Origin of the sequence: Halomonas sp. M1, assembly GCF_029581375.1 — a bacterium.
GTDB lineage: Bacteria > Pseudomonadota > Gammaproteobacteria > Pseudomonadales > Halomonadaceae > Vreelandella.
In genome coordinates, this window is the sequence record NZ_CP121119.1 from 1,838,183 (window position 1) to 1,854,593 (window position 16,411).

General features: G+C 57.9%; 25 protein-coding genes. All 25 read left to right on the forward strand.

Features of this window, described 5'->3' with window-relative positions; translation table 11 throughout:
• Nucleotides 1–6 precede the first annotated feature (6 nt).
• The gene (locus P8S54_RS08335; RefSeq protein ID WP_281444011.1) at nt 7–705 is read left to right on the forward strand and encodes a DUF2786 domain-containing protein; all 699 of its coding nucleotides are present in this window, start codon (nt 7–9) and stop codon (nt 703–705) included.
• Complete coding sequence (locus P8S54_RS08340; protein WP_281444012.1) at nt 702–1,112, forward strand: hypothetical protein; 411 nt, start codon at nt 702–704, stop codon at nt 1,110–1,112. The genes P8S54_RS08335 and P8S54_RS08340 overlap by 4 nt, the downstream gene beginning before the upstream one ends.
• Nucleotides 1,109–1,531 carry a regulatory protein GemA gene (locus P8S54_RS08345; RefSeq protein WP_281444013.1) on the forward strand — a complete coding sequence of 141 codons (423 nt, stop codon included), beginning with the start codon at nt 1,109–1,111 and terminating at the stop codon, nt 1,529–1,531. Before P8S54_RS08340 ends, P8S54_RS08345 begins: the two co-directional genes overlap by 4 nt.
• Nucleotides 1,518–1,946 (forward strand): Mor transcription activator family protein, encoded by a 429-nt coding sequence (locus P8S54_RS08350; RefSeq protein ID WP_281444014.1) that lies wholly within the window; start codon nt 1,518–1,520, stop codon nt 1,944–1,946. Before P8S54_RS08345 ends, P8S54_RS08350 begins: the two co-directional genes overlap by 14 nt.
• A gap of 29 nt (nt 1,947–1,975) precedes the next feature.
• A complete protein-coding gene (locus P8S54_RS08355; RefSeq protein ID WP_281444015.1) occupies nt 1,976–2,329 on the forward strand; it encodes a hypothetical protein in 354 nt (117 codons plus the stop codon).
• Between the two features lie 173 nt (nt 2,330–2,502).
• Nucleotides 2,503–2,841, forward strand: a complete 339-nt coding sequence (locus P8S54_RS08360; RefSeq protein WP_281444016.1) for a hypothetical protein — start codon at nt 2,503–2,505, stop codon at nt 2,839–2,841.
• A 463-nt stretch (nt 2,842–3,304) separates the two neighbouring features.
• The gene (locus P8S54_RS08365) at nt 3,305–3,667 is read left to right on the forward strand and encodes a D-Ala-D-Ala carboxypeptidase family metallohydrolase (protein WP_281444017.1); all 363 of its coding nucleotides are present in this window, start codon (nt 3,305–3,307) and stop codon (nt 3,665–3,667) included.
• Between the two features lie 2 nt (nt 3,668–3,669).
• Entirely contained in the window at nt 3,670–4,230 is a 561-nt protein-coding gene (locus P8S54_RS08370; protein WP_281444018.1) for a 3TM-type holin, read from the forward strand.
• A 20-nt stretch (nt 4,231–4,250) separates the two neighbouring features.
• Complete coding sequence (locus P8S54_RS08375; RefSeq protein WP_281444019.1) at nt 4,251–4,595, forward strand: DUF2730 family protein; 345 nt, start codon at nt 4,251–4,253, stop codon at nt 4,593–4,595.
• On the forward strand, nt 4,595–4,900 hold the full coding sequence (locus P8S54_RS08380; RefSeq protein ID WP_263069199.1) for an ArsR family transcriptional regulator: 306 nt from the start codon (nt 4,595–4,597) through the stop codon (nt 4,898–4,900). The genes P8S54_RS08375 and P8S54_RS08380 overlap by 1 nt, the downstream gene beginning before the upstream one ends.
• A gap of 1 nt (nt 4,901) precedes the next feature.
• Nucleotides 4,902–5,453, forward strand: coding sequence for a DUF3486 family protein (locus tag P8S54_RS08385; RefSeq protein ID WP_281444020.1), 552 nt, complete (start codon nt 4,902–4,904; stop codon nt 5,451–5,453).
• The gene (locus tag P8S54_RS08390; RefSeq protein ID WP_281444021.1) at nt 5,450–6,961 is read left to right on the forward strand and encodes a terminase family protein; all 1,512 of its coding nucleotides are present in this window, start codon (nt 5,450–5,452) and stop codon (nt 6,959–6,961) included. The genes P8S54_RS08385 and P8S54_RS08390 overlap by 4 nt, the downstream gene beginning before the upstream one ends.
• Nucleotides 6,955–8,547 (forward strand): DUF935 domain-containing protein, encoded by a 1,593-nt coding sequence (locus tag P8S54_RS08395; protein ID WP_281444022.1) that lies wholly within the window; start codon nt 6,955–6,957, stop codon nt 8,545–8,547. The genes P8S54_RS08390 and P8S54_RS08395 overlap by 7 nt, the downstream gene beginning before the upstream one ends.
• Nucleotides 8,540–9,796 (forward strand): phage minor head protein, encoded by a 1,257-nt coding sequence (locus P8S54_RS08400; RefSeq protein ID WP_281444023.1) that lies wholly within the window; start codon nt 8,540–8,542, stop codon nt 9,794–9,796. The genes P8S54_RS08395 and P8S54_RS08400 overlap by 8 nt, the downstream gene beginning before the upstream one ends.
• Nucleotides 9,797–9,893: 97 nt before the next feature.
• On the forward strand, nt 9,894–10,343 hold the full coding sequence (locus P8S54_RS08405; protein ID WP_281444024.1) for a phage virion morphogenesis protein: 450 nt from the start codon (nt 9,894–9,896) through the stop codon (nt 10,341–10,343).
• A 250-nt stretch (nt 10,344–10,593) separates the two neighbouring features.
• Nucleotides 10,594–11,697 carry a phage protease gene (locus tag P8S54_RS08410; protein ID WP_281444025.1) on the forward strand — a complete coding sequence of 368 codons (1,104 nt, stop codon included), beginning with the start codon at nt 10,594–10,596 and terminating at the stop codon, nt 11,695–11,697.
• Nucleotides 11,694–12,104, forward strand: a complete 411-nt coding sequence (locus tag P8S54_RS08415) for a hypothetical protein (RefSeq protein WP_281444026.1) — start codon at nt 11,694–11,696, stop codon at nt 12,102–12,104. The genes P8S54_RS08410 and P8S54_RS08415 overlap by 4 nt, the downstream gene beginning before the upstream one ends.
• A 13-nt stretch (nt 12,105–12,117) precedes the next feature.
• Nucleotides 12,118–13,020, forward strand: a complete 903-nt coding sequence (locus P8S54_RS08420) for a Mu-like prophage major head subunit gpT family protein (RefSeq protein WP_281444027.1) — start codon at nt 12,118–12,120, stop codon at nt 13,018–13,020.
• A gap of 63 nt (nt 13,021–13,083) precedes the next feature.
• Nucleotides 13,084–13,566, forward strand: a complete 483-nt coding sequence (locus P8S54_RS08425) for an HI1506-related protein (RefSeq protein WP_281444028.1) — start codon at nt 13,084–13,086, stop codon at nt 13,564–13,566.
• Nucleotides 13,567–13,569: 3 nt separating this feature from the next.
• Nucleotides 13,570–13,977, forward strand: coding sequence for a DUF1320 domain-containing protein (locus tag P8S54_RS08430; protein ID WP_281444029.1), 408 nt, complete (start codon nt 13,570–13,572; stop codon nt 13,975–13,977).
• 25 nt (nt 13,978–14,002) lie between these two features.
• Nucleotides 14,003–14,293, forward strand: a complete 291-nt coding sequence (locus P8S54_RS08435) for a hypothetical protein (protein ID WP_281444030.1) — start codon at nt 14,003–14,005, stop codon at nt 14,291–14,293.
• Nucleotides 14,293–14,694 carry a hypothetical protein gene (locus tag P8S54_RS08440; RefSeq protein ID WP_281444031.1) on the forward strand — a complete coding sequence of 134 codons (402 nt, stop codon included), beginning with the start codon at nt 14,293–14,295 and terminating at the stop codon, nt 14,692–14,694. Before P8S54_RS08435 ends, P8S54_RS08440 begins: the two co-directional genes overlap by 1 nt.
• A gap of 17 nt (nt 14,695–14,711) precedes the next feature.
• A complete protein-coding gene (locus P8S54_RS08445; RefSeq protein ID WP_348651280.1) occupies nt 14,712–15,641 on the forward strand; it encodes a phage tail tube protein in 930 nt (309 codons plus the stop codon).
• A 67-nt stretch (nt 15,642–15,708) separates the two neighbouring features.
• Entirely contained in the window at nt 15,709–16,032 is a 324-nt protein-coding gene (locus P8S54_RS08450) for a hypothetical protein (RefSeq protein WP_281444033.1), read from the forward strand.
• A 47-nt stretch (nt 16,033–16,079) separates the two neighbouring features.
• A complete protein-coding gene (locus P8S54_RS08455) occupies nt 16,080–16,403 on the forward strand; it encodes a DUF1799 domain-containing protein (protein ID WP_281444034.1) in 324 nt (107 codons plus the stop codon).
• Nucleotides 16,404–16,411: the final 8 nt, after the last annotated feature.

Sequence of the window (16,411 nt, forward strand, 5' to 3'; positions counted from 1 at the left end):
AGAGAAATGGACAGCAAAGCGTTAGACAAAATCAAAAAGTGCCTACGGCTTGCCAAGTCGAGCAATACCAATGAAGCCGCCGCCGCATTGCGCCAGGCGCAAAAGCTGATGGCCATTCATGGCGTCACCAGCGAAGACGTGGCCTTGAGCGATGTGGAAACGCACACGGCTAAAACCGGCGCAGGAAAAACACCGCCCGCATACGTCACCATGCTGGGCAACATGGTCGCCAGTGCCTTTGGCGCTGAGAAGGTCTATCAGCAGGTTTACGACGGCGAGCGATGGACACTCAACGTTGAGTTCTACGGCGTCAATGGTGCTGCCGAAGTAGCAGGCTATGCCTTTGAAGTGCTAGGCCGCCAGTTAAAACGCGACCGCACCGCCTACCTAGCCACCCTGAACAAGCGCCTGAAACGCGCTACCAAAGTACGCCGTGGCGACCTCTACGCGCACGCTTGGATTAACGCCGTGGCCACGCAGGTAATGCGCCATCATCGCACTGAAGCTGAGAACGCCATCGTGGAAGCCTACAAGGCCAAACGCTGGAATGACCTGGAAACCATGAAGCCCCGCGATAACACCAAGGGCATGCGCAGCCACGACCACGGTGCCATTCACCAGGGCTACCAGGACGGTAAGAAAGTCAGCTTCCATCAAGGCGTGAACGGCAGTCGTCACGCCCAGATCGGTGAGGTCGCGTCATGAACAAATGGAAGGAACTAGAAGAGCAGCTGTTTGGCGTCTTCGGCAGCGCCAAGATCCTCGCTGACGGCTATGAAGTGGCCTTTTACAAGCGTCTTAGCAAGGGTGAGCGGCTGGTGATTGAGACCTATGTGAACGGCCAAATCAAAGGGGAGTGGTTTATGCGCGGCGAGAACGGCTCAACGAAATACCCAGAGTCCCGTTTCTTTCGTCCGCGTAAGAGTCGTGCATATCCCGTTAAGCAGTATGGAAAGCTCAAGCGGATCTTCGGCAAGAAACAAGCCGATAACATGGTCGAGCTGAAAACTATCATGTTTGACCCAACATGGAACAGCCCCAAAACCCTGATCAGCCACCTGAAAAAGAACTTCCCAGACCTGCAACTGGTAAGCGGCGAGGTAGCGTCATGATCAGCAAAGGCAAACTCGCGCAAATCCACATCGCCAAGGCCCAACTGGGCCTAAGCGATGAAGAGTACCGCGCCATCCTCGCCCGCACGGCAGGCGTGAGCAGTGCCAAAGAACTCACAAATAAGACGGTAGGCGGGGTGATGTACGAGTTCCGGCGCCTTGGCTTTGAGCCGAAGCCCGCCAAAAAGGCAGGCCGTAGGGCACCTAACCCACCACGCTCTCGCCAACGGGAAATGAACAAGGTAGAGGCGCTGCTGGCAGAAGCTGGCCGCGCCTGGGCCTACGCCGATGGCATGGCAAAGCACATGTTCAAGGTGGATCGCGTGGACTTTCTCGACGATAGCCAACTGCACAAGCTGCTCCAGGCGTTGATCATCGACGCCAATCGGCAAGGACGGTATCCCAATGACCTCACATAAGGTAGACAACCTAGACCTAGGCTTCGGCATCCCCGCCGATGCTTTGGACTACCTTGACCCCGAGATCCTAAAGAAATGGCCACAAGGGCTAAGCGACATGCTCACGGTGGTCGAGAACGCGCATATCCGCGCCGGTGATGAGCCGAAAGTAGCGCGCAGCCGCGCCTTTGCCGCCGTGCGGGCTATCAGCTCATTCGCCGGTGGCCGCAGCCTCTACGTGCCCCAGGGCCGCCAGCTAGACCGCGCCCTGCGCGACCGAGAAATATGGGAGCGCCACACCGGCGACAACATTCCCCAACTGGTCGAAGACTACGACCTTACCGAAGCGCAGATCTATAGCATCCTCGGCGAGCAGCGCAAGCTGGCCCGCGCCAGAATGCAGTCAGATCTTTTCGGCGACAACGCAAACGGCTAAGCTAGCCTCAAAAGAATTAGGGGAACGATATGAAAGCATTCACAGGGATGATAGTTGTCACCACCGCGCTATTGGCAGGCTGCGGGGGAACTAGTGAACCTCCAATCGTAGGGCAAATGTCTGAGCGCAGCATTTGCCAAACAGCGGGATATTTGGTCAGGCAGAAGATGGGAGATAACTTTAGTACGGCTCGCGTTGACTGCTCAGTGCAAAAAGAGGGCTTATCAGACGTGCTAATCGAATCCAGTTACATAACCCCCACCGACATTACGTTGCGTTATACCGCTAAAGGCAGCGTTCGTGGTGATACGCTTCACCTAGGGGCCATCAAGGTACACGGGGTAGACGATGACTTTATACCTTTTAGAAATTTCGGTTTTTAAGGGCTCCTCGCCACCCCAACAAACCCGCCACGGCGGGTTGTTTGCTTTCTGGCCACGTAAACATTGCGCAATATCTAACGTTTCATATAAGCTGAACGTTAGTACATCAAGAGATCATGCCCTGCTCATTTGAGACAGGGCCTCTTAGTCTCTGGTGGCAAAGGAGGCAAATCATGACCACAACTCCCCACCTAAAGCTGCGCGGCCTGATTGAGCGTGAAGGTAACGTTTACGTTGCTCACTGTCTCGAACTCGGCATCGCGGTTCAAGGCGATTCTGTGGAAGATGTCAAACAGCGTATGGATGCGGCCATCGGCGATTACATTGCCCGTGTTGTTGAGATTTTTCAAGAAGGTGACAAGCAAGGTGCTAAAGACTTGTTACTTCACCGTAAGGCACCACTATCTGTGCGTGCTAAATATCATTGGCTACGCCTGAAAGCTCTTTTCCGTAAGCGCTCTCAACGCGCTGTATGGGAAGAAGACCGCCCAAGTCCTCTCGCATTTTCATAAGGAGTAGGCATGGGGTTCAGGGAACGACCAGTTGATTGGCGGGAATTTGAGAAATTGCTAAAACGTCTTGGCTTCACACTTGACCGCCAGAATGGTACGTCTCATAGCCAGTGGGAGCACCCCAGTTTTAAGGGCAAACGCCGATTGGTAACAGTCTCTCAGCATCATTCCCCTTTTGCTAGGAAGCTCCTGAAAGATATGCGTTCTCAGATGGGGCTATCAAAAAAAGAACTGTTTAGCTGTTTGAACGATGATAGCTATGCCGATAAGTTAGCTGCACAACACTCTCCTAGCACTGTCCCTTCTACAAATCGCTAAACATCTCGCCAATGTGCGGGATGCCCTCGTATCTAGCCCCTGAAAACTCCTAAACCGCTTGATTCCCGACGCCTAGCCAATCCCCTCTAGCCTGAACCTCACTGCACTTTGCTTACCGCTCACCCTGCAATGAGGCTCACCCACCATGCCCCGTGACGACATTTCCACCCATTTTCGCCGCCGTGAATTTGCCTGCAAGTGCGGCTGCGGCTTCGACACCGTTGATCTTGAAACCCTGACACTGCTGCAAGACATTCGCATCCACTTCAACGCCCCCGTCATCATCAATAGCGGCTGTCGCTGTACTAACCATAACCGCCGAGTTGGCGGTGCGCCGAATAGCCAGCATGTGTTTGGCCGTGCGGCAGATATTCGCGTGCAGGGCATCGACCCTGGTGTGGTGGCCACCTACGTGGAAGCCCAGCACCCGAACGTCAGCGTTGGCCGTTACAACACCTTCACCCATGTAGACACACGCACAAGCGGCCCTGCCCGCTGGGGCGGGTGACCATGCAATGGCGCGAACTAGCCGACACCGTTGGCGGTATGGCCCCACTAATTGGCAGCGCCCTCGGTGGCCCTGCTGGGGCAGCCGTAGGCACGCTTGCCGCAAAAGCATTAGGCGTAAACGCCACCCCCGACGCCGTCGCCCAGGCGCTCGGCGACCCCGACGCCGCCATCAAACTCAAGCAGCTCGAATACGACCATCAACAAACCCTCACCCGCATGGTGCTGGAAGCCGCAAGCGTGCGCCTTGGCGAGGTCAATAAAACCATGCGCGCCGAAGCCGCTAGTAACGATGCCTATGTACGCCGCTGGCGGCCTACGTTTGGGTACCTCACTGCGCTGGCGTGGGTCATTCAGTGCGTGGCCATTGCTTGGTCGATTGTCGCCACCCCGGAACAAGCAGGCGTAGTAGCCCAAGCCGTCACCGCGTTAACACCGATGTGGGGCGTGGCGCTCGCCATGTTAGGGATTAATGCCACCTGCCGAAGCCGCGATAAACAAGTGGCAGCAGGCCAAGCGCCCAGCGGGTTTATGGACGCCGTTGTAAAGCGCGTCGGCGGCTAACCAACCAATAAGGGAACACCATGGAGTTAATCAACTGGGCAGCCGCCAAACTGCTATTCGATGTGCTGCAAGCGCTATTCATGGGCGTGATGGCCGCCTACGTATATTGGCTTAACAAGCATCGCGCCAGCCAATCTGCCATCAAAGAAACTCACCAGCGTATTGATGGGGTGGAAAAGCAAGTGGTGAACCTTGAGCACAAAGTGGAGCGGCTACCCGATCACGCAGACCTGGCCAAACTGCAAGAGCAGATGGCGCGAACCAACGTGCTGTTAGCCGAGATGAATGCCAGCCAGAAAGCTACCTCGGCCCAGGTCAACCGCATGAATGATTATCTGATGAACCAGCCGCGTGGGGGTCACTAATGAGCCAGAGCTTCCAAGACTTTGAAACCGAGGGCCGCCGCCTAGGCATCCTGCGTATTCTCTCGCGTCGCGCTCAATTCACGACCAACGAATACAGCCTGAACGAGGAGCTAAAAGCCCATTACGGTCATCACGTTAGCCGAGACAAGCTGCACGGCGATTTAGCGTGGCTAGATGAACAAGGCCTGGTGATTACCCAGCAGCCCCGCGCCGGTTGGGTTATTACGCTAACAGGCCGTGGCTCTGACTGCGCACAAGGCCTCGCCAATGTGCCCGGTGTTGCCAAGCCACGCCCAGGAGCATGATATGCCGCCTCGCAATAAAGTGTTCGACCTACCCCAAGAGGTGCGCGAGCAGCTTAACGAAAAGCTCGTCAGCAGCGGCTTTCAGGGCTACGAAGCGTTAGCTGGGTGGCTCAGCGAGCGCGGTTATAACGTTTCGAAAAGCTCTGTGCATCGCTATGGCCAGGATCTCCAAGAGGAGTTCGAAGAGGCCATGGGCGATGTGCGTAAAACCACCGAGCTAGCCCGCGCCATGGCATCAGAAGGCGAAGACGAAAGCGGCCACTTGATTGATGCCACAGCCCGCATGGTGCAAGACCAGTTGCTGCGAATCACCATCGCAATCCGTAAAGCTGGTCACGATCCTGAAGTAGCAGCAAAGCATCTATCGAACGTGACCAAAGCGCTAGCGGAAATAGGCCGTGTCTCGCTTAGCCAGAAAAAGTGGGCCAAAGAACTACGCCTGGAAGTGGCTAAAGAAGCGGCAGAAAAAGCAGAGACAGCAGGCCGTGCCCAGGGGCTTTCCAATGCAGGGGTGGCGGCACTTCGCGCTGCCATCCTAGAGGGCATGTCGTGAGCGCAGCCATTGAACAAAGTGTGCTGCTGCCCTACCAGCAGCGCTGGGTGAAAGACACGTCTCCCGTCAAAGTCATTGAGAAGTCGAGGCGTATCGGCCTGTCCTACGGCGAAGCGGCAGACGATGTGCTGTATGCCGCTTCCAGCGGAGGCGCAAACGTCTACTACATCTCCTACAACAAAGAAATGACCCAAGGCTTTATTCAGGATTGCGCCGGTTGGGCAAAGGCCTATCAGGCCGCTGCCAGTCAAATCGAAGAGTCGGTGATTGAAGCCGAAGACAAGCAGATCCTCAGCTACACCATCAAGTTCGACAGCGGCAACCAGATCCAGGCGTTTACCTCCAACCCACGTAACCTACGCAGTAAAGGTCGCCCCGGCGAACGCCTGGTGATTGATGAAGCCGCGTTCGTGGATGACATCCAGGAGCTGCTAAAAGCGGCGATGGCCATGACTATCTGGGGCGGCCAGATTCGCATCATCAGCACACACAACGGCGAAGATAACCCGTTCAACGAGCTGGTCAATGACATACGCGCCGGGAAGTACGACTACAGCCTGCACCGTGTTGACCTGGACGACGCCCTAGCCGATGGCTTTTACAAGCGCATTTGCAGGGTCACCGGCCAGCCGTGGACCCGTGAAGGCGAAGCCCATTGGCGGCAACAGTTGATCAACCGCTACAAGCCCAACGAAGACGAAGAGCTGTTCTGCGTTCCTGCCCAGGGCGGCGGTAGCTACTTAACGCGGGTCATGATTGAGGCGTGCATGGCTCCCGCCCCGGTACTGCGCTTTAACGGCACGCGGAAATTTAACGCCATGCCCGAACCCTTGCGGGCTGCCGAAATGGCCGACTGGATCACCGACAACCTGAAGCCTGTACTGACCACGCTTAACCCACGCCGACAGCATGCGTTGGGGCAAGACTTTGCCCGTAGCGGTGACCTCTCGGTCATTGCCCCCATGGAGATCGGAGATACCCTGCACCGCACGGTGCCCTTCCTGATGGAAATGCACAACGTGCCGTTCAAGCAGCAAGAACAAGTGTTATTTGCCATTGGTGACGCGCTGCCACGCTTGTGCGGCGTCGCCATCGACAGCCGAGGCAACGGCGCTTACATGGGTGAATCAGCGACAGATAAGTGGGGCTCCATCGTTGACCAGGTGATGGCCACCGAGAACTGGTACCGCGAACGCATGCCCCGTTATAAGGCCCGCTTTGAGGATGGCTCAATCACCATTCCGAAGGATGACGACCTGGTCGATGACCACCGCGCCTTTAAGCTGGTACGCGGCGTTGCCCGCCTGCCGGAAGGCAAAACCAGCGGCGAACGCCACGGTGACGGTGCAATGGCCTGCGTTCTAGCAGACCACGCCGCCGAGATGGAAGCCATAGAGATCGACTTCACCCCCGCGCCCCTGCCTGGCTCACGCCAGGACAACGACAGCGACGACATTGATATGCATGGCTTTGGCGGTTTTAAAAATACAGGAGGCGGCGCATGGTAAGCCCAGCAAAGAAGTATCGGCGTAACTTGATCAAAACGAATAGCCCAGCGCTGAAAGAGCAACAGACCAACGATGCCCGGATTGGGCAGCTCAAAAGAGAGTTCGCCGAGCACCCCACAAAAGGGCTCACGCCTGCGCGCCTGTACCAGATCCTTGAAGCCGCCGAACAAGGCGACCTCAAAGCGCAGTCTGAACTCTTTGACGACATGGAAGAGAAGGACGCCCAGATCGGCGCGGATCTTGGCAAGCGCAGGCAGCTAGCAGCAGAGCTTGAGTGGCAGATCGTGCCACCGGATGGCGCCAACGCCCAAGAAAAGAAAGCCGCTGAGCACGCCGCTGAAGTGTTCTCGGGCTTTGAAGTAGAAGACCTGATCTTGGATCTCGGTACCGGCATCGGCCACGGCTGGGCGAACCTGGAGCTTTCATGGCAACGAGACGGCGCACTGCGCTACATCGAGCAGCCCACGCTGCGCCCGCATAGCTGGTTCAGGCTACACCCGGATGACCAAAACTGCATCACCCTACGCGACAACAGCGCCACGGGCGATGAGCTATGGCCGCTTGGCTGGGTGCAACACCGCCACCGTGCCAAGAGCGGCTACGTCGCCCGCATGGGTTTACACCGCATGCTCGCATGGCCCTATCTGTTCCAGAACTACGCGCTTGGCGATTTAGCGCAGCTGCTGGAAATCTACGGCCTACCGGCCCGCATCGGTAAGTACCCACGCAACGCCACCGAGCGAGAGAAAGCGACGCTCTTACGCGCCGTGGTCACCCTGGGCCAGAACGCGGCAGGCATCATCCCCGAAGGCATGGGTATCGAGTTCATGGAAGCCGCAGGCAAGGGAGCGTCTGCGGATCTCTACAAAGCCATGATGGACTGGTGCGAGCGTGCTAAAGCCAAGGCCATTCTGGGCGGCACGCTCACCAGCGGTACCGGTGAAGGCACCAACACCAACGCACTGGGCAACGTGCATGAACGCGGCCAGATGAGTCTGATCCGCTCCGATGCCCGCCAATACGCAGGCAGTATCCGTAATGCCATCCTGTGGCCCATGGCCGCGCTCAACTTCGGCATCGACAAGCCCCAGCGTGCGCCACGCTTCTATCTGGACACCGGCGAAACCGAAGACCTGGAGCGCCTATCTAAGAGCCTGCCCCCTCTCGTGAATATGGGTATAGAGGTGCCGGTGTGGTGGTTCCATGAAACGTCGGGTATTCCCAGAGCCCAAGAAGGTGAGGAAGTACTCAAGCCAGCGGCAGCACAAACCCCGTTTATGGGTGCATTGCGGCAACTGCCAGCGCCCCCACGCCTGGCGGCGCTACGGCAAGACGTGCAGCCGATGACGCCCGCTGACGCGCTGGCCGAACAGATGCAACGGGAAGGCCAGGGGGAAATCGCTGAATGGCTAGCGCGTATCGAAGCAATGCTCGACAGCGCCGAGAGCTTGGAGCAGTTCCGCGAAATGCTCATGGCCGCCCAGCCAGAACTGGAAGAAGCAGGGCTGGGTGAAATGATTGGCGATGCCCTCACGGCAGCCCAGGCCGCAGGCCGAAGCGATATTGAGGATGCCGCCGATGAGTGAGCCGTCGCTGTCAGTGGTGATGAACCGGCCCTTTAATGAGCAAACGGCGTTCTTTCGCCAGAAGCTGGGGAACCTGGTGCCCACGGCCCGGTGGGATGACCTTACCCGCAGCGAGCACGATGCGGGCTTTATGATTGCCGGGGCGACGAAAGCGGATTTACTCAGCGACATTGCCACTGCCGTAGACCGCACCATCACCGAAGGTAAGGGCATTGGAGAGTTCCGCCGCGACTTTCGCAGCATCGTGGAAAAGAACGGCTGGCATGGCTGGACAGGCGAAGGCACTGCCGCCGGGCGTGCCTGGCGTACCCGCATCATTTATCGCACCAATGCTCAAACCAGCTATGCCGCTGGCCGCTTCGCTCAGCTGCGGGAAGGCAACTTTACCTTCTGGATCTACCGCCATAACGACAGCGTGCGCAACCCGCGCCGTGAACACCTCGGGTGGAATGGCCTAACGCTCCCGGCTGACCACCCCTTTTGGGCCACTCACTACCCACCCAACGGATGGGGCTGCCGGTGTTACGTGGTCGGGGCCCGGCGGGAATCCATTGCACGGCGCATGGGCGGTGATCCCGATAAAGCCCTGCCAGAAGGCTGGGACGCGACCGATCCCAGCACCGGCGCACCGGCGGGCATCGGGCAAGGCTGGGACTATGCGCCCGGTGCAAGTGTTAACCGCACCGTGAGTACCATGGCGGAAAAGGTGCGCCATTGGGATTACCAAATTGCCAAAGGCTACATGCAGGGTGTGCCTGAGCAGGTGCGCGACCAGTTAGCGACCAGCTATCGCTCATTACCGTCTGTAGGTGATGACGCCCGGCGTTATGCCCAGCGAGTACTCAACGGTACCGAGCCAGAACGTCTGGAGCCTGTGCGTACCCTGGGGCTACTCAGCACGCGAGATACGGCGCAAGTAGCGGACATTAAGCAGCTAAACGTTAGCGGCTTTGATTACTCGATTGACCCCTTTGTGGTGAAGCACGTGCAGGAGCGCCATGGCGGAGAAGCGGAACGCCAGCGCGGCCAGCGCCCTGTCACACCCAGCGACTACGCGCTATTACCGCAGCTATTGAACGAAGGGGAAGCACTGGTGGATGCCGGGGAATCACGCGCCACCAACACAGCGCAAGTACGCAGGGAGCTAACGATCAACGGGGAAACGTTCGTGGCTATCTTTGAGATCCGCCGCAAGCGCCGTACACTGGCCTTACAGACGTTCTATATCCGCACAGGCGCGGGTGACTAGATGAGAGTTCGAACCCGCCCTCAGCCTAACGTCCGTAACGCTTCGTGGCATGAGCCACAACGGTTTGATGCACGGGTTCGATAACAGGAGTATAGCCATGGCCGCCGCCAAGATCCAAGTCGATAACACGCAGGTATTGGAAGCGCTCAACCGTCTGGTGCAGCACAGCGGTGATTTGAGCGACCCCTTGCAAGAGATTGGCGAGTACCTGGTAGAGAGCACCAAACAACGCTTTGCCACTAAAACCGCGCCAGATGGCACCGCCTGGAAGGGCAATAGCCCTGTCACCATCGCCCGCAAGGGTAGAGACGATGCACTGATCGGTGAAAGCACCCAACTGGCCGACGCCATCTTTCCCAATGTGTCAGGCAACACGCTGGAAATCGGCTCCACCCGGCAGTACGCGGCCATGCAACAATTTGGCGGCAGCCGTTCGGACTTTGCCCACCTGTGGGGTGATATTCCCGCTCGCCCTTTTTTGGGCCTAAGTGATGACGATGAGGATGTTGTGCTGGAGATCCTCAGCGATTACTTTGCTAGCGAGTAGCCGACCACCTCGCGCTATAAAACAGCAGCGCCCTAAAAGCCCCTCTAAGGCGTTTAACGGCTAACAGGCATCATCGCAGCCGCAAAAATAGTTCACCACGTGGCAGCGTTTTTAAACACGGTTTAAACGGGGTTTCATATCCTGCCCGTGCCTCACGTTGCCCAACATCGCAAGCCCCCGCCGAAACACCCCCAAAATTCCTAAAGTGCTTTAAATCCAATGCCCCCGGTATCGCCGCGATACTGGGAGCATGAAAACACACAGCCTTCACCCCAAGCCCCGCGTTGCCGTTTGCGCCCTCAGCGTGCAAACCACCAACGACAAAACGCGCCTGATGCCTGCTGGCACCTTCCACGCACCGCGTGGGGCTGCTGAAGGCACTGGCCCTTGGCACCTCTCTGCCGAAGCGGCTCAAGCGATTATCAAACTGGCCGCTGGGCGCAGTACTGACATTGCCCTCGACTACGAACACCAAACCCTTTACGCCGAGAAGAACGGCAAGCCCGCGCCTGCATCCGGCTGGCTAGACCCGCGTTCGCTTGAGTGGCGGGAAGACGGCCTCTACGGCTCTATTACCTGGACAGCCGCCGCTAGCGCAGCAATCGACGCCAACGAATACCGCTACCTCTCCCCCGTATTCCCCTACGACGCCAACGGCGTGCCGCTCGATCTGCTGCACCTGGCGTTGACCAACACCCCCGCCATTGATGAGGGCGCGGCGCAGCTTGCCGCTGCTCGGATGGCGATTACCCACGACGTCAATGATGACGCCCAGGAGATCGACACCGTGAAACGTGAGCAACTGATTCTGACCCTTGACCTAGCGGCTGAGGCCACCGATGAGCAGATTGATGGCGCGATCGCCGTGCTGAAAGCCAAGGCTAAAGAAGCTGACGAAGTGCGTCAGTCCCTTGAACTTAAGGAAGACGCGAAAGCTACCGATGCTGTTGCTGTGCTTAAACACGCGGTTAATAACGCCGCTAAACCAGACATGAGCCAGTACGTACCCAAGGCCGCGCATGACGAAGTATTGGCGGTATTGCGAACAGGGGCTGCTGCCAACGAGCAGGCAGAAATGGATCGTTTGATTCAGCAGGGCATCGACGAAGGGAAAATTTCAGGCCCTCACTACGTTGCTCATTTGCGGGCGCAGGGGCTGGCAGCCCTTAAGTCTTACATGGAAGACGCGCCTGTCATTGCTGCTTTAAAAGCTGGTCAGACACAAACCCAGGGCAAACAGCCCAAGGAAGATCAAGGCAAGGAAGAACTGACCGAAACACAGCTGGCGGTGTGTAAAGCCATGGGCTTAACCCCCGAACAGTACCAGGCCGCTAAAGTGGAGGGCCAGTCATGAGCTACCGCACATCGCGTCGCGAGAACAACTACCGAGCCTACCCTGCATCCCCCGAACAACCGATTGCAACCGGTGCCATTGCGGTTCTGGATGAACAGGGGCGTGCTGTGCCGGGCGCGACTGGCACTGGTTTGATCGCCGTGGGCATCGTTGAGCGCAGCACCCCTCTCTCGGATGACACCGTTAAGGTTCGCCGGGGATGCTTTTTAGTCAACAACAGCGCCGGAGCTGATGAGTTGACCCATACCCATATCGGCCACCGCTGTTATCTGGTGGATGACCACACCGTCGCCGCCACCGATGGCGCCGATACACGCTCACCCGCTGGAATCGTTGATGGTATTGATGAAAACGGCGGCGTCTGGGTACTGATTGACCCCACCAGCGGCGTTTACGCCACCGCATAACAAGGAGCTATCCGTGGATATTAATTCATCGAATTTACAGATGCTGTACCAGGCGTTTAACGCCAAGTTCCAGGAAGGCTTTAACTCCCTGGGCGACGGTGGCTCGCTGTATGAAACAATTTGTACCGTCGTGCCCTCAACTACAGGTGCCGAAGTGTATCCGTGGCTCCAGTCACTGCCACGTATGCGTGAGTGGATCGGCGAGCGTGTCATTCACGGCTTGTCGGAGAACGAGTTCTCAATCAAGAACCGTAAATTCGAGCTTACTGCTGGCGTTCCTCGCGACAAGATTGAAGACGACACCTTCAATCAATATGGCATCACGTTCCAGGAGTTCGGTCGGCAGGGTCGCGAACACCCTAATGAGCTGACTGCAGAGGTGCTGGTTAATAACCCGATCTGCTATGACGACCAGCAGCTATTCGATAGCGACCATCCCGTGCTTGATGAAAAAGGGAACGAAGTATCGGTCTCTAACGACATGGGTGGCAGCGGTGCGGCGTGGTATGTCATGGATCTCTCTCGCGCTATCAAACCACTGATCTTCCAAAAGCGTCGTGACTACAGCTTCCGCACATTGACGGATCTGAACAGCCATCACGTCTTTATGACCGATGAGTTTCTGTTCGGCACCGACGGGCGAGTTAACGCTGGTGCTGGGCTGTGGCAATTGATCGTTCGCTCCCGCCAACCTCTTACACCGGAAAACTACGAAGCAGCGCGTGAGCGTCTGCAAAACATCAAGGGCGATCATGGCAAACCACTGGCACTGCGCCATACCCACACCATGGTGCCTGGCAACTTGGAAGGCGCTGCCCTGCGAATTCTGAATAACAGCATGAACGCGGCGGGCGCGACCAACGAATGGGCCGGTACGTCTCAGCTCATTAAGAACCCTTGGCTCCCCAGCGCGTAAAGCCACCTTCAACCGCCTCGCAGTGCCTGCCCCGGCGGGCACTGCGCAACGGAGAGCACCCCTATGACCACACGTAAGCAAAGCGCCGCTGCCAAGGCCAAGCAAGAAAAAGTCAAAGCAGAAGCGACCGAGGCCCAGCCTCAAGAACAGGTCGAGCCAACACCGGAAACGCCGGAAACACCAGCCGATGCCGTAGCGCCCTGCGATGAGCAGGAAGCTAAGGCGAGCGAAGACGGGGCAGCCACGGTGGAAGCGGCGCAGACCGAAGCGACCCAGCCCACCGAGACCCAGGGCAACACCGTCACGGGCGACGGCACCGGCAAAGCGCTACCGCCTATCGAAGAAATGCCAGGAGTGTTCGTGCGCACCAAGCGCCGCATTAAAAGCCGCCGCCGTGCGGGCTTCCGCTTTAACCGCGAAGGCACGGGCATTGCCTTGGTGCTGCTCAGCGAAGAGCAACTGCAACAGCTGCGCGATGACCCAGCGCTAGAGGTGGAAGACTGCGACTTCCCGCTGACGGAAGCGACCAGCGAGCCGGAGGCCTAACCCATGCCGTACTGCACGAAAGCGGATCTTATCGAACGCTTTGGCGAAGACGAGTTGCTCTCACTGGCTCACGATCAGGATGGCGCGATGGATGACGCCGTGATTGACCGCGCCTGTGACGACGCCAGCGGCGAGATCGACGGCTACGTCAGCGCGGCAGGCTACCCCGTACCGCTCTCGCCGGTACCGCGCATCGTCATCTCATACGCCTGCGATATCGCCCGCTATCGGCTGTATGACGAACAAGCTCTGGAGCAAGTCCAGAAGCGTTACGACGCCGCCGTCAAATTCCTGCGCATGGTTTCCCGTGGTGAGGTTCGCCTGGGCATCTCGACCGGCCAAGGAAGCAGCAGCGCAGGCAGCGTGCAAATGAACCCAGGCCGCCAAGTGTTTAACGGCGGTGGTTTCTAGCCCCGCACGAATGGAGACAACAGACATGAGTGCCAAACAGACCATTAAAGCAGCGCCTGCTGAGCAAAGCGCTAAGAAGGAAGAGAAACCGCGCCTCCGCGAGGCTGTGCAGGTGCGGGTGAAGACCAAATCACCAGGCGTAAAACGCCAGGTGTGTGGCGTTATTTTCGAGAACGCTTGGAAGTATCTAACGCTGGATGATCGCGGCAGCGCCTACAAAGCCATTGCCCGCGATCCCGCGATGGTGATGGAAAAGGCAACACCGCCACCGAAGCCAGTGGCCACTGAAGAGCCCACAGGCAAAGAGGCCAAGTAATGCTCTCGCTCACGCCCTGGCTAGCACGGCTCAACACGCTGGATGGCCCCAAGGTACAGCTAGCCGCTGATGTGGACGCTGCCCAGAACGCCAAGCAGAACCCCAGCAGGATGCTGGTGCTAGGGCGTGAGACCGTCATGCACCATGACATGAGCAACGGAGCCGATCACATAGTGAAGCCGGAGGTGCTGCTGGTCACCGGCATTCAGCGGCGCAACCTACCGCTGGGCAATACCGACGATGAGCTAGCACTACTGCGCGAGCCGATGCTGACCAGCCTGATCAACTGGATACCCGACGACTGCGACAGCGCCATCAAATGGCAGCGCGGCCAAATCCTGAGCCTAAAGAGTCACGCCCTTTTCTGGGTCGACGTATTCACCACTGAATACCGGTGGTAGGAGAACGAACCGTGAGTATGAAAACGAACCGCCGGGCGCTCAGAGTCGCCCTGGAATCCGAATACAACGACGGCACCACCACGCCGGATGCTGCCACCCAAGCCGTTCTCGCCCGTGAGATCACGTCTACACCGCTGGCCGGTAACAACATCGAGCGCAATTTCGTGCGCCCGTACTACGGCAACTCACCGCAGGCACCGGGCGAGAAGCACGTTCAGGTGGTCGTCGAAGTCGAGGCGAATACCAGTGGTGAGCTGGGCACGCCTCCGCCTTGGGGCACCATGCTACGTGCCTGTGGCTGGAGCGAAGTCATCGTTGAGGGCGAAAGCGTCACCTACAGCCCGGTGTCTGAAAACGAAGACAGCTGCGTGTTCTTCGCTCACATGGACGGCAACTTGCACAAAGGGCGCGGTGCCCATGGCACGCCAGAGTTCACGTTCAACGGTAACGGCATCCCTACGATCCGCTTCACGCTTTACGGGCTGATCAGCCCCGTGACGCAAGAGGAGCTTCCCGCCGTCACGCTCACGCAGTGGAAGCAAGCGTTGGTGGTCAACAGCACGAATACCGAACAGCTCAGCTTCATGGGTGCCAACGTCCCGTTCAGTCAATTCACCCTGAACATGGCTGGCCAAGTGGAGCACATGTCCGAAATCGTCGGTGGTGCCGACATCGAGATCACTGGGCGCGGCCCTTCCGGCACGCTGCAAATCGAAGACCCCGGCGTCGGCGTCAAGGACTACTTCGCGGTACACCAGAACGCAGAGACCGGGGCGCTCACGCTCACCCACGGCAAAACCCCCGGCAACATCATCGAGATCAACATGCCCTCGGTGGGCATCGAAGCGCCCACCTACGCCGATGTGAAAGGCAAGCAGATGCTGAGCATCAACTACATGCCGGAACCCATCGACGGTAACGATGAAGTCACCATCGTCGTCAAATAAACCCTTTTACGACAAGTACACCGCTGCGTAAGCGGCGGTTAAACCGCAGTTAATCAGGAGTAATACCGTGTTCAAACTCAATACCAGCCGCTCATATACCTATCCCGTATCACTCACCATTTACGACGAAGCAGGCAAAGAGCAGACCGGCAAATTCACGGCCAAGTTCAAAGCACTGCCGCAGGACAAGCTGCGTGAAATGCCCGCCGACTCGCTGCTGCTTGATCATGTACTGATTGGCGTGAGCGAACTGGAGGTACCGGGTGAAGACGGCCAGCCGCTACAGGGTGAAGCACTGCTGCACGCCGTGAAAAACGACCCCGCCGCGAGCACCGCTCTGGTCACGGCGTACCAAGAGAGCGTATCAAAAAAGAACCGTGGGCGAATCTAGTCGAGGCTGGCATTCATTGGGCTGAAGCCAATACGGAACAGCCCAACTTGGTCAAGGATGACCTCGCCGCGCTAGGCATTACGTTGGGCGGCGAGCTAGCCGAAGAAGCCGAAGCCGCTGCCGCCGAGCCGGATCTCTTCGAGGTACTGCCAGAGAACTGGGAAGCCGTGCAACTCTTCCAGCGCTGCAGCAGGCAGTGGCGCTACAAAGGCTTAGACGAAGTGGAAGGCCTGGATCTCACGCCCCTTATTAGTTTGCTCAGCATCTACCGGCTGCCCCAGGAAACGATGATCGAGCGCATCGACCAGGTTCAGTTGATCGAGTTAGGCGCACTCCAAGTGCTGAAGAAGAAACCCGCAACTAAACGTTAGAAGGACAC

What these genes read in the sequence shown, in the direction of transcription:
- P8S54_RS08335 (WP_281444011.1), top strand. Translation starts at nt 7, where the DNA reads ATGGACAGCAAAGCGTTAGACAAAATCAAAAAGTGCCTACGGCTTGCC.
- P8S54_RS08340 (WP_281444012.1), top strand. Translation starts at nt 702, where the DNA reads ATGAACAAATGGAAGGAACTAGAAGAGCAGCTGTTTGGCGTCTTCGGC.
- P8S54_RS08345 (WP_281444013.1), top strand. Translation starts at nt 1,109, where the DNA reads ATGATCAGCAAAGGCAAACTCGCGCAAATCCACATCGCCAAGGCCCAA.
- P8S54_RS08350 (WP_281444014.1), top strand. Translation starts at nt 1,518, where the DNA reads ATGACCTCACATAAGGTAGACAACCTAGACCTAGGCTTCGGCATCCCC.
- P8S54_RS08355 (WP_281444015.1), top strand. Translation starts at nt 1,976, where the DNA reads ATGAAAGCATTCACAGGGATGATAGTTGTCACCACCGCGCTATTGGCA.
- P8S54_RS08360 (WP_281444016.1), top strand. Translation starts at nt 2,503, where the DNA reads ATGACCACAACTCCCCACCTAAAGCTGCGCGGCCTGATTGAGCGTGAA.
- P8S54_RS08365 (WP_281444017.1), top strand. Translation starts at nt 3,305, where the DNA reads ATGCCCCGTGACGACATTTCCACCCATTTTCGCCGCCGTGAATTTGCC.
- P8S54_RS08370 (WP_281444018.1), top strand. Translation starts at nt 3,670, where the DNA reads ATGCAATGGCGCGAACTAGCCGACACCGTTGGCGGTATGGCCCCACTA.
- P8S54_RS08375 (WP_281444019.1), top strand. Translation starts at nt 4,251, where the DNA reads ATGGAGTTAATCAACTGGGCAGCCGCCAAACTGCTATTCGATGTGCTG.
- P8S54_RS08380 (WP_263069199.1), top strand. Translation starts at nt 4,595, where the DNA reads ATGAGCCAGAGCTTCCAAGACTTTGAAACCGAGGGCCGCCGCCTAGGC.
- P8S54_RS08385 (WP_281444020.1), top strand. Translation starts at nt 4,902, where the DNA reads ATGCCGCCTCGCAATAAAGTGTTCGACCTACCCCAAGAGGTGCGCGAG.
- P8S54_RS08395 (WP_281444022.1), top strand. Translation starts at nt 6,955, where the DNA reads ATGGTAAGCCCAGCAAAGAAGTATCGGCGTAACTTGATCAAAACGAAT.
- P8S54_RS08400 (WP_281444023.1), top strand. Translation starts at nt 8,540, where the DNA reads ATGAGTGAGCCGTCGCTGTCAGTGGTGATGAACCGGCCCTTTAATGAG.
- P8S54_RS08405 (WP_281444024.1), top strand. Translation starts at nt 9,894, where the DNA reads ATGGCCGCCGCCAAGATCCAAGTCGATAACACGCAGGTATTGGAAGCG.
- P8S54_RS08410 (WP_281444025.1), top strand. Translation starts at nt 10,594, where the DNA reads ATGAAAACACACAGCCTTCACCCCAAGCCCCGCGTTGCCGTTTGCGCC.
- P8S54_RS08415 (WP_281444026.1), top strand. Translation starts at nt 11,694, where the DNA reads ATGAGCTACCGCACATCGCGTCGCGAGAACAACTACCGAGCCTACCCT.
- P8S54_RS08425 (WP_281444028.1), top strand. Translation starts at nt 13,084, where the DNA reads ATGACCACACGTAAGCAAAGCGCCGCTGCCAAGGCCAAGCAAGAAAAA.
- P8S54_RS08430 (WP_281444029.1), top strand. Translation starts at nt 13,570, where the DNA reads ATGCCGTACTGCACGAAAGCGGATCTTATCGAACGCTTTGGCGAAGAC.
- P8S54_RS08435 (WP_281444030.1), top strand. Translation starts at nt 14,003, where the DNA reads ATGAGTGCCAAACAGACCATTAAAGCAGCGCCTGCTGAGCAAAGCGCT.
- P8S54_RS08440 (WP_281444031.1), top strand. Translation starts at nt 14,293, where the DNA reads ATGCTCTCGCTCACGCCCTGGCTAGCACGGCTCAACACGCTGGATGGC.
- P8S54_RS08445 (WP_348651280.1), top strand. Translation starts at nt 14,712, where the DNA reads ATGAAAACGAACCGCCGGGCGCTCAGAGTCGCCCTGGAATCCGAATAC.